Source organism: Treponema primitia (assembly GCF_046533075.1).
In the GTDB taxonomy this organism is placed as follows: Bacteria; Spirochaetota; Spirochaetia; order Treponematales; family Breznakiellaceae; genus Termitinema; species Termitinema primitia_B.
Genome location: NZ_JAJQRB010000045.1, coordinates 154,166 through 167,473, shown reverse-complemented (window position 1 = coordinate 167,473; position 13,308 = coordinate 154,166). Strand labels below are relative to the sequence as shown.

The following is a 13,308-nucleotide window of genomic DNA, read 5'->3' as shown; positions in this document are numbered from 1 at the left end:
CTTCTCCTTCCCTATAAAAGCGATTCAATAGCGGCGGTAATTTTTTCTTCCGTGGGAACCACCTGAGCTTCAAGCTTGGGGTTGTAGGGAATGGGTACATCAAGCCCGCCGAGCCGCCTGATGGGCGCATCGAGGTAGAAAAAGGCTTCGCTGTCCGCGATGACCGCGGCGATTTCACCGCCGAAGCCGCCGGTCTGACAGGCTTCGTGCACAATAAGTACCTTGCCGGTCTTTTTTGCCGAGCTAATCAGTGTTTCTTTATCCAGGGGAACCAGACTCCTGACATCGACCACCTCCACATCCGTACCCTTCGCCGCCAGTTCTTCCGCAATCTTCAGGCACCGGGGAACCATACGTCCGTAGGTGATAAGGGTCAGATCCTTGCCTTCCCGCTTAAGATCCGCCTTACCCAGGGGGATGGTATATTCCTCGCTGGGTTCGGGGACCGGCCCCTTAACCCGATAAAGGAGCTTTTGTTCCAGGAAGACCACCGGATTGGGGTCGTAAATAGCGGATTTTAGAAGCCCCTTTGCATCGTAGGGGGTAGAGGGGATTACCACCTTGAGTCCCGGAACATTGCAAATCCAGGATTCCAGGCTCTGGCTGTGCTGCTCCGCCGCCCCGGTTCCGGAACCGCCGGGCGCCCGCAGTACCATGGGTACCGATCCCTGGCCGCCGAACTGGAAACGGTTCTTAGCGCCCTGGTTTACCAATTGTTCCAAGGCCAGGGTAATAAAATCGCTGAACATAATCTCCACAATGGGGATAAGCCCGGTCATGGCGGCGCCCACGGCGCAGCCGGTGAATCCTAATTCGGAGATAGGGGTATCCTTGACCCGTTCGTCACCGAATTCTTCAAACATACCCCGGGAGACGCCGAAAGCCCCTCCATAGACACCCACATCTTCACCCATAAGGATAATCCGGTTATCCTTCCGCATTTCTTCGCTCATGGCCTCTTTAATAGCCTCGGCATAGGTTATTTCGCGCATATCCTGGTTCTCCTTACTGATCCCGGCTACAGGACAAACCCGTTTTTGGGTTTTTGGGTTCTAATATCGCCCTCGGCGTAGACATCATCAAAAATATTTTCGATCTTGGGCTCCGGGCTGGCATTTGCAAAGGCTACCGCCGCAGCCACATCGTCCTGGGCTTTTTTGTCAAGGGCGCTAATTTCCGCCTCGGTAAAGATCTTTTCTTTGATCAAATGCTCCCGGAAACGCTTAATGGGGCATTTGAGTTTCCACTCATTAACCTCTTCCTTGGTACGGTATACCTGGGAATCGCTCTTGGAGTGACCCATCCACCGGTAGGTGTTTAAGACCATAAACATGGGGCCGTTTTTAAGGATATATTCCCGGGCCTTCAGGGTTTCCTCATGGATCGCCAAAATGTCGTTACCGTCCACGTTGATGCCCTTCATCCCGTAGGACGCGGCCCGGGAAGCTATATCGGTGATATTCATCGACTTACTGATATGGGTGGACATACCGTAATAATTATTGGTACACACAAAAAGTACGGGCAATTTCCAGACCGAAGCGAGGTTTAAGGATTCGTGGAAAGCCCCCTCGTTGGTAGCCCCGTCGCCGAAAAAACAGACCGTGATATTGGGCTTCTTAAAGTACTTCTGGGACAGCGCCGCGCCGGTGGCAACCGGGATACCCCCGCCCACAACGCCGTTAGCCCCCAGGCTTCCCACGGAAAAATCGGCTATGTGCATACAACCGCCTTTTCCCTTACAGTACCCGGTTTCCTTTCCTAAAAATTCCGCCATCATCCGGTTAAGATCCATACCCCTGCCTATGGCCTGGTTATGCCCCCGGTGGGTCTGGGTTATCATATCTTCTTTTTCAAGGGCGGAACAAACGCCCACCCCGGTTGCCTCTTCTCCGATACAGAAGTGGGCGGTACCATGAACCTTGCCCTCCACAAATAACCGGGCGGCAGTTTCTTCAAAATTCCGGGTTTGGACCATTTTTAGGTACAAATCACCGTACAAGTCCTTGGATAACTTCATCCGAAAGTCCTCCTAATAAGTCGGTATCAATCAGAGCATATCGCTAAATTGGTTTCTTGTCAAATGTAAAATAATAAAAAAATACCTTTACATTTGATCGACAACCGGAGAGCGTTTGTTCTCAAAACCGTTGTAAAAAATTATAGAAATTATTTGACAAATGCTAAAAAATAGTTAATACTGAGTGGGAAATTGTGAATATGAAGGAGTATATTCTTAAATATGAAAATTGATGATATTTTACGGCAGGATTGTATTATTGAAAATCTTGTTGCGGACACTAAAGAAGAGGCCCTTACGAAAATGGGTGAAGTTTTGCTGGCGAAGGGATACGTTAAGGAAAGTTTTATACCCGCTATTCTTGAACGGGAAAGGAATTATCCCTCAGGGCTCCCCATGGAGGGTCATAAGATAGCCATCCCCCATACGGATTCCGAACATGTAAATCAATCGACCATATTTTTTGCCCGTTTAGCGAAACCCCTGGAATTTTCTTCCATGGGCGATCCGAACGAGAAGATCCAGGTTCAGCTTATCTCTATGTTTGTCTTAAAGGAAAAGAAAAAGATAGGGTATATCCTGGAGGTACTCATCAATACCTATCAGGATAATGCAACCCTGGAAGCGATACTTCAGGCAAAGTCGGTACAGGATATCTATGCCATCCTTCGAAAGGCGGTTGGCGCTAACATGACGGAGACAGAAGAGGAATGAAGGTTCTTACCGGCTTAACCGCTTCTCCTGGCATTGCTTCCGGTAAGGTCTACCTTTTTACTGCCCCGGCCCTTGCGTACGATCCCACTCAAAGGGGGTCCCCGGCGGAGGAAGAAAAGCGGTTGGAAGAAGCCTATGCGGCCGCCTTTGGGGAACTTGAAAACATCAAGAATACCCTCTCCAAAAGTTTGGGCGAAGAATTTGGTCACATTTTTCGGGCCCAGATGACCATGCTGGAGGATGATGATTTTAAACAGGAGATCGCCGATAGGCTGAAAGAAAATACCCTCTGCGCCGAAGCGGCGGTGGAGGCGGCCTACAGTACCTACGGCGAACTTTTTGCCGAAATGGCGGAAGACTCCTACAATATTCAGCGTTTGGCGGATTTAAACGACATCTGTAAAAGAATTTTGCGTAACCTTTTAGGAGTTGAAGAGGTCAGTCTCTCATCCCTTCCTCCGGGCAGCATCGTAGTGGCGGAGGAACTGTTCCCATCGGATACCGCAATGATGGATCGCGAGAATATCCGGGGCTTCGTTACCGAAAAGGGCGGCCTTACCTCCCATGTAGCTATTTTGGCCAAAAGCCTTTCCCTCCCTGCGGTGGTAGGAACTCCGGGGATTTTGAACGAGCTTACGAAAGACGATACCCTCGCCTTGGATGTCCGGGATTTTGAACAAGCCCTGGTTTATATAAATCCCGACAGCAAAAAACGGGAAGAATTTGCCGCCCTGGAAAGGGCCTATTATAAGCGCCGGGAAGAGCTCATGGTGATGAAGGACCTCGAACCGGTAACCCTGGACGGGAAAAAAATCACCCTTTCCGCAAACATCGGTTCTGTTGAAGACCTGATAAACGCCCAAAGTTACGGCGCCAAGGGGGTCGGCCTTTTCCGAACGGAGTTTCTCTTTTTAAGATCCGCCACGCTTCCCAACGAGGAAGAGCAGTACAAGGTCTATGCCGAGGCGGTAAAAAAGCTGAACGGCGGGATGCTCATTATCCGTACCCTGGATATAGGGGGTGATAAGGAGGTCAAAGCCCTGGTTTTGCCTAAGGAGGAAAATCCTTTTTTAGGGCTCCGGGGTATCCGGCTCTGTCTTAAGCATGAGGATCTCTTTCTCACCCAGCTCCGGGCGCTTCTTCGGGCGGCGGTTCATGGTGATATTCGGATCATGTTCCCCATGGTCTCTGCGGTGGCGGAATTACGGCAAGCCAAGGCGCTTATAGACCGGGCTGCGGCGGATCTTAAAAGCCGGGGTATCCCGCATAGACCGGACCCGCCCTTGGGGGTTATGGTGGAAACTCCCGCAGCGGTGTTTTTAGCCGACGAGTTAACCCGGGAGGGTAGTTTTGTCAGCATGGGTACCAACGATCTTACCCAGTATCTTCTTTCGGTGGACCGGGGGAATGAGGAGATCAGCGCCTACTACCGGACCTTTAGCCCAGCCATACTGAGGGCCATAGGTATGACCGCACGGGCAGCCCGGAAAAACGGAAAATGGGCGGGGGTCTGCGGCGAGCTGGCCAGTAATCCCCTGGCTATTCCGGTGCTTATCGGCCTTGGGGTTGATGAGCTGAGTGTTACCGCCCAGTTCCTTCCCCAGATCATCGCCCAAATCCGCAGCCTTAATTACAGCCATTGCAGGGAATTAGCCGAAAAGGCCGCTGCCATGGCGACCCAGGAAGAGGTAAAAGTGTTTCTCAAGAAGGAAACCTATACCTGAGGAATTTCCGGGCTTCCCGCTTCGTTCTTCATTATATTCCAGGGTAATATCGGTCTTTTATCTACCCCGGGCTTTGTGGAATCCCAAGCCCGCGCTTTTATGGAATCCGGATGGGTTTGGTATTCCAGCTTTAAAAGAAAGAGATACAATTCATCGGAATCATTGAATTCCTGCGTATGTATCCAAAACCGGCCCTTAAAAAAACCGGAATTATTAACCCGTAGAAATATTTTTCCGGATCCACGGAAGTCCTTTGCACGGAAGGATGTAATTTCACTAAATCGATATTTGGTACGGTGTCTAAAGGACTCAAAAGAAATACCATCCTCTTCCAGAATAACCTTACCCGGATTTGAACCGGAAATAAAAGTATTCCACACCGTATAAGCCGCCACACAGGCAATGAGGAGAAATATCTCCCAACGATTATTAGTTATAATCATGTAAAGGGATGCCATAAAAACAAGAATACAAAATAAAGCAGTAAAAGTAATTCTAATAAAATATGTTTTGGGGTTATAGATATATTCTTTTTTCATGGTTTTAAACACTTCTCCCAAGCCCGTAGAAAATCATCCATCCCTATACATAGGGATGGATGTGTATACTAGGAGTGAAGAGCCCTGGCTTCCTTAACAATCCGAACGCGATTAATAATAGCGAGACCAACCGCAATGATAGCCACAATACCGATACCAATATATCCAATACCATGGAGGCGTACAATAGCCCAGGTCAAGGGATTTGCACCATCACAAATACTGGAAATCTGATCCGCCCCGGTGGGAATCTGGAAACTGGCATTGATAGCCGCTTGGGTGATCATGGGCGCCAAATCGGTGGCTATCCAAAGACCGATAACCAGGGTTATAAGCCCAATAATAAGAGCCCGGAATCCGTTGTTCTTTACAATTGGAATGATCAGCACAAACATCCAGGGGATAACTGCGAGATCGGCAAAGGGAAGTACCCTGTTTCCCGGGAGGATTACCGCCAGGAATACCGTCAGGGGTACCAGTACCAGGGAGACCGCCAGGGTAGTAGGATGTCCGATGCCAATTGCGGAATCCAGACCGATGTATATCTTGCCGCGGTTCCGGAAATTTTTGGAAATAAAATCAGAAGCCGCATCGGAAATAGGGATAAGCCCTTCCATCAGCATGGCCGCCATCTTGGGGATCAGCACCAATACTGCGCCCAGGGTAACACCCAGGCCAAGAACACCGGCTGCATCTTTTCCCGCAACTATACCGATGATAAGGCCAATAACCGTACCTACCAGCATGGGTTCACCGAATACGCCGAACCGCTTCTGAAGCGTGGACATATCGATTTCGACTTTGTTCAGTCCGGGGATAATATCAATAAGCTTATTGAGTATAATCGCTCCGGGAACAAAGGCGGTGGTAAACCCGTGGGGCAGGGATATACCCGGAAGATCGTTGTATTTTTCCAAACCCGGCGCCGTATAGTCGCCCAGGACAAGGACGATAATTTCATTGAGGACAGCGGCAAGAATCCCAATACCCTGATTCCCGGTAAGAATAGCAACCAAGGCGCCGGTAAAGGCAAAATGCCAATAATCCCAGATATCAATATCAATAGTCTGGGTTGTATTGGTGAGCAGCATGATGATATTCACAAACAAACATACGGGGATAATTATTGCACCGACCCTGGACGCAAAGGCAATCGCCGCGGCGGCAGGCCAGCCGACGTCAAGCACCGAAAGAGAAAGCCCGAATCTCTGGGACATTTCTTGAACCGCAGGGCCAAGATTACTCCCCATCATTCCGATAACAAGGTTAAGACCTATAAAACCCACACCGACGGTCAATCCCGCTCTTAAGGATTTTCCAACGCCTGTTTTTAGAAGAAAGCCCATGATGAAAATGATAATGGGCATTACTACTGAAGCACCCAGTCCTGAAATAAACCCGAAGAAGTTTACAATACCTCCCCATAAAACATCCATAAAATACCTCCTCAAAAAATAAACCCTTCCCAATGGAAAGGTTATGGTACTCTATACGCTATTTTTCCAATTCCTTGACGATCTGTTCAATAACCGCTGCAACATTAATACCGGTTAAAAAGGGAATACCGTTTATTACAGGACATTGCGCTTCTTTGGGAACCTGGGTAGTGGCGACGCAAAAATCAAAGAGCGATGATTTACCTACAACCTCACCGATCTTGCATTGGGTAATTTTGTACTTACCCTCCCAACCCCTTTCGTTCAGGGCTTTGGTAAGTTTTACGTTTACCGCCGTTGAAGTGACAATCCCGGTACCGCACGCTAATAATATGCTTTTCATCCATTGGCTCCTTTTGATAATTATCAGTCTAGTGTAAATGAGGTTTTGGCATTTGTCAAATAAACGATTACAAAGATAAAAAAAGATAAACCATACCGGTGTACCTGCTTAACCGTACCCCGTCATTTGACAAAAAAGAAGAAACCCCCTATAATATCCCTAGTATTTCTCGGGTAGTTCTGGAATATTACGGTACGTGGAGGATACTATGAAAGAATTAACGTTTACCATCACCAACGAAACAGGGCTTCATTCCCGGCCGGCGGATGTGTTTGTCAGAACCGCCAAGCTCTATCAATCGGATATTCAGATAAAAAAGGGCGCGAAAACCGCCGGTGCAAAGGCTATCCTCAAGGTAATTTTATTAAATGTCTGTGAAAATGATGAAATCATCATCACCGCCGACGGTCCGGATGAGGACGCCGCCTTGGAGGATCTCAAGACCCTGATTGAATCGGACTTTACAAAATTGAACCCCAAGATTGAAATCTGACCACAGGTTAGTGAATTCCTCCTATGGTATGGCTTAAGAAATTGTCCTTGTCAGATCCTTCGGCATGGACGATTTGCCCTGTCCATAATATTTAAAGATTTCCACCGCTTGACGGGTTTGTTCCGGACTCAGGCACGCTACCTTATCACTCATACTATGGGCATAAACGTAGGTTTTTGCCGCCTCTTCGAGATAAATACAGGAGTACAAGGCCTCTTTCAAGGTGGCTCCAATGGCCATGACCCCATGACTTTTTAAAATTACCGCCAGGGAATCGCCCGCATTTTCTACGGTTTGTATCCCCATATCAATGCTGGCGGCGGATGAAAAAGGACATACCTTAACCGGTCCTTTAGTAGCATTAGGTAAGGTAGTAACAATGCAAGGTAACTCGTCGGTAACCAATCCTACCGCCGTTGCAAAAGGCTGGTGGGTATGGATAATAGCATTGATATGGGACATTTTTTTAAAAATATATAAAAGAGCCTCCGTATCTACCGATGCTGCCCGTTCACCCTCAATAATCTTTCCGTCAATTGTCATAACCAGTACATCGGAGCTCACCATGTCTTCGTAAACCATCCCCGAAGGGGTTACCAAAATTTCCCCCGAAGACATCCGCATACTCACATTTCCGCCTGAAAGAGCAATAAGCCCATATCGATCTAACTTCGTACCGGCCAGTCTAACCTCTTCCCGCTCTTTTTCAAACATCAGTATTAATCCCCCGTAATAAAAAGACGCTATGATGCGCAAGCGCACTTTTCGGTAATAAAAGTTTGGGCCGATTGCCGTGCCTTGGCATCCGCTTCAAGAATTGAAGGAAGATCCAGACACGGACATGGCCAGGCCATGCTTAACACATTTTCAACGATACGGGGTATGTCAAGGAATGCGGCGCCCTTTGCTAAAAAGGCGGCTACCGCTATCTCATTGGCAGCGTTATACACCGCCGGAGTTATCCCGCCGCTTCGTACCGCTTCATAAGCCAGGGGGAGCATGGGGAACCGTTTATTGTCCGGTTTTTCAAACTCCAGGGTAAGGTCATCAAACCCAAGCCGTCCAAATGCACAGGGGACACATTCGGGGAAATTCAAAGCTTCGTGAATGGGAAGCCGTATATCGGGTTTAGATAACTGGGCATATACTGCCCCGTCCGTAAGGCGTATCATCGAATGGATAATACTTTGGGGATGCACCACCACCCGGATTTGATCCACCGGTATATTAAACAGCCCCACCGCTTCAATTACCTCAAGGCCCTTATTCGCCAAGGTTGCTGAGTCAATGGTTATTTTAGGTCCCATCTCCCAAGTGGGATGAACAAGGGCTTCCTCGGGACTAATGTTCATCAGCGCTTCGGCCGAATGTTTTCTGAAGGGGCCCCCGGAGGCGGTTAAGAGAATTTCTTCAACCCGATCTATTCCGTGGGCATTAATCAGGTTGAAGATTGCGGAGTGTTCCGAATCTATGGGGATTACCCGCCCGCCGCCTTTGGCCGCCGCATCGAAAACTAAGGGCGCTGCCATTACGATGGTTTCCTTATTTGCCAGCGCCAGATCCGCTCCGGATTCCAGGCTCACCAGGGAAGGGACAAGCCCGGCCGCCCCGGTAATACCGTTCACCACGATATCCGCTCCGGAATTCCGAATAGCCTTGAGCAGATCCTGGTGACCGTACTTCAGACCATGTTCGATACCCTGATTTTGTCCGGACAATATTAATAAGGCGTCAGGAAATTCCCTGCCAAGTGTAAGGAGTTCATCACTGCTGGTATGGCTTGAAAAAAGGATAGGTTCAAATCTATCCCTTTCCGTACGAATGACCTCCAAAGTACTTCTACCAATTGATCCGGTGACCCCAAGAATCGCCACTCGTTTTTTCATATTGTTTCCTTATAAAATACAATCAAAAGAGAATCCAATAGAGGACATAGAACACCGGCGCAGCCAGGGCTATGGAATCTATGGTATCAAGAATACCGCCCCTGCCGGGAATAATGGTCCCCGAATCTTTAATATTGGAACTCCGCTTCATCGCCGATTCCCCCAGGTCGCCCAGGGTTCCGGCCAGACCGGAAATAAAGCCCAGGATAATCCCCGATAGGACCGCGGGAAGCAGCCGGGCGGGGAAGGTTTCGGGGGCAAACTGTACCGCCCCAATACCAATGAGGATTGAGGCAACAAAGCCGCCGATGAACCCGGCGACGCTCTTATTAGGGCTCGCCGGTATTATCCCCCGGTTCCCCTTACCAAAGAGCAGACCCACCGCCCAGGCAGCTGAGTCATTGGCAATAACCATAAGAAGAAACATGAGGATCACCACATCGGACCGGGAAAACAGACTCATCCGGATAACCCAGGCCATGAAGAGACCGGGGTAGATTATCACCGCAAAACCCGAGGAAACCCGGCTTATGATCGCTTCAAATTTATCCGCAGGGGAAAAGATCCGGGAAACCAGAAGCCAAACAGCCCCCAAGATAAGCGCTATGGAGATGGACTGACCGCTAAAGCCGAAGCTGACCATTAATGTCATGGCTATAGGGACCAGGCTGCCCAGAATAGCCGCTTCCCAGCGGGGTAGGGCGGGCGTCTTTTTTCTGAGCATATCCGAAAATTCTATTGCCCCCAGGGCGCTGAGGAGAATAACCACGACATTGACGACGATATGGTTCTTCTGCGGCAGGTATAGTACCAGGCAAACCGTGAGGGGCAGTCCAATAAAAAATACTAAAAGCCGCTGAACAAGTTTTGTCATCATTTGATAACACCGCCGAAGCGCCGTTCCCTCTTTTGAAAATCCGATATTGCCAGCCGAAGATCTTCCTCGGTCCAGTCAGGCCATAGTATATCAGATATATAATACTCCGAGTAGGCCGCTTCCCAAAGGAGGAAGTTACTGGTCCGCAATTCTCCGGCGGTCCTGATAATAAGATCCGGGTCCGGTATATCGGGATTGTCCAGATATTGGCTGATAAGATCCTCGGTGACCGCGGCTGCCTCGCCCGAAAACTTCGGTTCCCGGGCCATCCGCCGGACCGCCCGGCATATTTCGTCCCTGCCGCCGTAGTTCAGGGCAAGGATCACCTGGAGACCCGTAAAGTCTTTCGTATCCTCCAGGGCTTTTTGTATTTCCTGCCCAATATCCTCCGGCAGCCCGGGAAAATCCCCGGCGTGGCGAATGCGGATACCGTTCTGCCGGTAAAAATCCATCTCTTCGATCAGGTAACGCTTTACCAAACCCATGATGAACCCTACTTCCTCGGCGGCACGTTTCCAATTTTCCGTGGAAAAGGCATAGAGGGTAAGGTAGGCGATGCCCATATCACTGGCAGCTTTGACAATCCGCTTGGCAGTTTTAAGCCCCTCAAGGTGCCCCTGGGTACGGTTCTGATTCTGTTTTCGTGCCCAGCGACCGTTCCCATCCATGATAATACCAACATGGGCGGGAATAGAGTTTGTTGTTGTATCTAATTTGTCGTCCCTCAAAGCCAACCTTTATCCGGGAGCCTAAAACAAAATTGCGCGCAATTCTGTTAAACTTCCATTATTTCTTTTTCTTTTTCTTCCAGTACCTGATTGATCTTCGTGATGTAACTATCGGTTACCCTTTGCAATTCCTCGGTATGCTTGCTTTCCTCATCCTCGGTGATATCCCCGTCCTTGAGCAGCTTTTTGATCTCCTCGTTACCATCCCGGCGTATATTCCGCACCGCCACCCGGCTTTGTTCGGCCTGGGCTTTGGCCAGCTTGGCCAGTTCCTTCCTCCGTTCTTCCGTAAGGGGCGGCACTGAGATACGAATCACCTTGCCATCGTTGGAAGGGTTAAGTGAAAGCTCTGATGTACGGATAGCCTTTTCTATTTCCCCCATCAGGGCCTTATCCCAAGGCTGGATCACGATGAGCCGCGCCTCGGGGATGGAAATATTGGCCACCTGATTTAGAGGGGATTTTTCCCCGTAGGCATCTACCTTAATCTTGTCGAATAACGCTGCGGAAGCCCGGCCGGTTCTGAGTGACCCAAAACTATCTTTTAGACTCGTAACCGTTTTTTTCATCCGTTCTTCGGATGAAGAGATGGCGCTATGCATACTACTGGCCTACTTTAAAGTACACATAGTCATTTACCGTAATTGCCGCCCCAAGCTGCTTGCTCTTTTCGGCCAGGGCCTGGGCTACGGTCTGTTTCTCGTCCTTCACAAAGCCCTGATCCAAAAGGCAGATATCCGCCAAGTATTTGCTCACCTTTCCCTTAAGGATATTGTCCAGTACATTGGCAGGTTTCCCCTGGAGTTTTTCATCCTGCTCAAGCTGCTTGCGGAAGATATCCTCCTGTTCTTTCAGGAAGGCAGGGTCAACCTTGGTCTTGTCCAGGGCCACGGGGTTAAAGGCGGCGATATGGAGGGCCAGATCGAAGGCAAAGGTTTTCGCCTCTTCCTTCTGCAGGGCCTCTGCCTTATCCGCCCCCAGCTTTACCACCACGCCGATGTTACCGTCTCCGTGAATATAGGAACTTAGATATTCATTGGCGCCGGATTTGATGACCCTGATCCGCTTGAGGCTCATGTTTTCACGGATCTTGGTGGCCAGATCGGTAACCAGGCCGGCAAGCTCGCTATTCGGCTCTGTGTAGCCCTTTTCCAACACCTTGTCGGCGATGACCCCTCCCAAGATGATGAATTCGGGATTCCGGGCGACAAAGTCGGTCTCCGACGCCAGCTCTACCAGGACTGCGGCATTGTTCTCCACCTTAATGAATATCTTGCCTTCGTTGGTGGCCCTATCTGCGCGTTTTTCTACCGCAGCAAGCCCCTTTTCTTTTAACAGTTTTTCGGCCTTGGTAAAATCCCCTTCGGTGCTTACCAAAGCATTCTTACATTCCATCATTCCCGCCCCGGTTTTCTCCCGGAGTCTTTTAACATCCGATGCACTAATTTCCATATATATACCTTCCAAATTGTTTGAGACAAAAAATGAAACTTTTTGTCATTCTTCCCCAAAGACTTTATCTACGTCCACAGGAAGCTCGTCTTCCTCTGCAACTGGTTCCGCCACAACCGGCGCAACAACAGGCGCTTCCCCGGTATAGGCTTCAATGTCGACTTCCCGGTCTTCTTCCCTGATGGAGGCGTCGGTTAGGATATCTTCTATATCTTCGTCGCCCAGGGTTTCGATAATCTTGAGTCCCGCTTCGTTATCCGCTTCCACCACCGCATTGGCCACAATCTGGGTAAAGAGGGTGATCGCCCGGATGGCGTCATCGTTTCCCGGGATGGGGAAGTCGATGCCCTCGGGGTTACAGTTGGTGTCCACCACCGCCACTATGGGGATCCCCATACGTTGTGCTTCCGCCACAGCGATAGCTTCCTTTCGGGTATCGATGATAAAAAGGATCCCCGGAGGGTCCTTCATTTCCTTGATGCCCCCAAGGTTCTTTTCGAGCTTAGTCCGTTCTTTCCCCAGGGAAGCGATCTCTTTTTTGGTAAGATTTTCGAAGGTCCCGTCCACTTCCATCTTTTCGAGCTTCTTAAGGCGGAGCAGGGACTTCTTAATAGTAGTAAAGTTGGTAAGCATACCACCAAGCCATCGATTGTTCACAAAAAACATGCCGCAGCGTTCGGCTTCTTTCTGGATAGCCTGCTGGGCCTGCTTCTTGGTACCCACAAACAGGACCGTTTTCCCGGTTGTTACGGTTTTTCTGACCGCATCGTAGGCATCCTTAATAGCCTGGATTGTTTTTTGCAGATCGATGATGTGGATCCCGTTCCGTTCCGCGAAGATGTATTTCTTCATCCGCGGATCCCAGCGCTTGACCTGATGGCCGAAATGAACCCCGGATTCAAGCAAATTCTTCATGGTAACTACTGCCACAATTTCCTCCCGCGTCCGCTTTTCTAAGCTATCCCGATAAACCACTCCCGGCGGGGTATACCCATCCGAAAAAGAGGTGTAACCGGGCGCCGGATGCGACGCCTTCCCTATATCTCACCACCCACAAAAGGGGCGGCGGAATGTCAGTGTCCGGCCGTTGAGCTAA

General features: G+C 49.5%; 15 protein-coding genes. 3 read left to right on the top strand and 12 right to left on the bottom strand.

Features of this window, described 5'->3' with window-relative positions:
• Window positions 1-11: 11 nt before the first annotated feature.
• Window positions 12-992, bottom strand: a complete 981-nt coding sequence (locus tag LQZ19_RS08950; RefSeq protein ID WP_411047326.1) for an alpha-ketoacid dehydrogenase subunit beta — start codon at window positions 990-992, stop codon at window positions 12-14.
• 26 nt (window positions 993-1,018) lie between these two features.
• Window positions 1,019-2,020 (bottom strand): thiamine pyrophosphate-dependent dehydrogenase E1 component subunit alpha, encoded by a 1,002-nt coding sequence (locus LQZ19_RS08945; RefSeq protein ID WP_411047325.1) that lies wholly within the window; start codon window positions 2,018-2,020, stop codon window positions 1,019-1,021.
• A 222-nt stretch (window positions 2,021-2,242) separates the two neighbouring features.
• On the opposite strand from LQZ19_RS08945, the gene LQZ19_RS08940 reads away from it, so the two are divergent.
• Window positions 2,243-2,734 (top strand): PTS sugar transporter subunit IIA, encoded by a 492-nt coding sequence (locus LQZ19_RS08940; RefSeq protein WP_411047324.1) that lies wholly within the window; start codon window positions 2,243-2,245, stop codon window positions 2,732-2,734.
• Window positions 2,731-4,458, top strand: a complete 1,728-nt coding sequence (gene ptsP, locus LQZ19_RS08935; protein WP_411047323.1) for a phosphoenolpyruvate--protein phosphotransferase — start codon at window positions 2,731-2,733, stop codon at window positions 4,456-4,458. The genes LQZ19_RS08940 and ptsP overlap by 4 nt, the downstream gene beginning before the upstream one ends.
• On the opposite strand, the gene LQZ19_RS08930 is transcribed toward ptsP, so the two are convergent.
• The 3 genes from LQZ19_RS08930 to LQZ19_RS08920 all read right to left on the bottom strand — a co-directional run bounded on the left by LQZ19_RS08930 (window position 4,449) and on the right by LQZ19_RS08920 (window position 6,776).
• Window positions 4,449-4,916, bottom strand: a complete 468-nt coding sequence (locus LQZ19_RS08930; RefSeq protein WP_411047322.1) for a hypothetical protein — start codon at window positions 4,914-4,916, stop codon at window positions 4,449-4,451. The genes ptsP and LQZ19_RS08930 overlap by 10 nt on opposite strands.
• Before the next feature lie 149 nt (window positions 4,917-5,065).
• Window positions 5,066-6,433, bottom strand: a complete 1,368-nt coding sequence (locus LQZ19_RS08925; RefSeq protein WP_411047321.1) for a PTS galactitol transporter subunit IIC — start codon at window positions 6,431-6,433, stop codon at window positions 5,066-5,068.
• 58 nt (window positions 6,434-6,491) lie between these two features.
• Entirely contained in the window at window positions 6,492-6,776 is a 285-nt protein-coding gene (locus LQZ19_RS08920) for a PTS sugar transporter subunit IIB (protein ID WP_411047320.1), read from the bottom strand.
• Window positions 6,777-6,984: 208 nt separating this feature from the next.
• Here LQZ19_RS08920 and LQZ19_RS08915 point away from each other — a divergent pair, with 208 nt between their 5' ends.
• On the top strand, window positions 6,985-7,269 hold the full coding sequence (locus LQZ19_RS08915; RefSeq protein ID WP_411047319.1) for an HPr family phosphocarrier protein: 285 nt from the start codon (window positions 6,985-6,987) through the stop codon (window positions 7,267-7,269).
• 33 nt (window positions 7,270-7,302) lie between these two features.
• On the opposite strand, the gene LQZ19_RS08910 is transcribed toward LQZ19_RS08915, so the two are convergent.
• From LQZ19_RS08910 to rpsB, 7 genes are read right to left on the bottom strand one after another with little or no spacing between them, the layout of a single operon-like run.
• The gene (locus LQZ19_RS08910) at window positions 7,303-7,983 is read right to left on the bottom strand and encodes a class II aldolase/adducin family protein (RefSeq protein WP_411047318.1); all 681 of its coding nucleotides are present in this window, start codon (window positions 7,981-7,983) and stop codon (window positions 7,303-7,305) included.
• A gap of 29 nt (window positions 7,984-8,012) precedes the next feature.
• Window positions 8,013-9,155, bottom strand: a complete 1,143-nt coding sequence (dxr, locus tag LQZ19_RS08905) for a 1-deoxy-D-xylulose-5-phosphate reductoisomerase (RefSeq protein ID WP_411047317.1) — start codon at window positions 9,153-9,155, stop codon at window positions 8,013-8,015.
• A gap of 22 nt (window positions 9,156-9,177) precedes the next feature.
• Window positions 9,178-10,032 carry a phosphatidate cytidylyltransferase gene (locus tag LQZ19_RS08900; RefSeq protein WP_411047316.1) on the bottom strand — a complete coding sequence of 285 codons (855 nt, stop codon included), beginning with the start codon at window positions 10,030-10,032 and terminating at the stop codon, window positions 9,178-9,180.
• Window positions 10,029-10,760 carry a polyprenyl diphosphate synthase gene (uppS, locus tag LQZ19_RS08895; RefSeq protein ID WP_411047349.1) on the bottom strand — a complete coding sequence of 244 codons (732 nt, stop codon included), beginning with the start codon at window positions 10,758-10,760 and terminating at the stop codon, window positions 10,029-10,031. The genes LQZ19_RS08900 and uppS overlap by 4 nt, the downstream gene beginning before the upstream one ends.
• Before the next feature lie 47 nt (window positions 10,761-10,807).
• Window positions 10,808-11,362, bottom strand: coding sequence for a ribosome recycling factor (gene frr, locus LQZ19_RS08890; protein ID WP_411047315.1), 555 nt, complete (start codon window positions 11,360-11,362; stop codon window positions 10,808-10,810).
• Window position 11,363: 1 nt separating this feature from the next.
• Window positions 11,364-12,212 carry a translation elongation factor Ts gene (gene tsf, locus LQZ19_RS08885; RefSeq protein ID WP_411047314.1) on the bottom strand — a complete coding sequence of 283 codons (849 nt, stop codon included), beginning with the start codon at window positions 12,210-12,212 and terminating at the stop codon, window positions 11,364-11,366.
• A 45-nt stretch (window positions 12,213-12,257) separates the two neighbouring features.
• On the bottom strand, window positions 12,258-13,142 hold the full coding sequence (gene rpsB / locus LQZ19_RS08880) for a 30S ribosomal protein S2 (RefSeq protein WP_411047313.1): 885 nt from the start codon (window positions 13,140-13,142) through the stop codon (window positions 12,258-12,260).
• Window positions 13,143-13,308 lie beyond the last annotated feature (166 nt).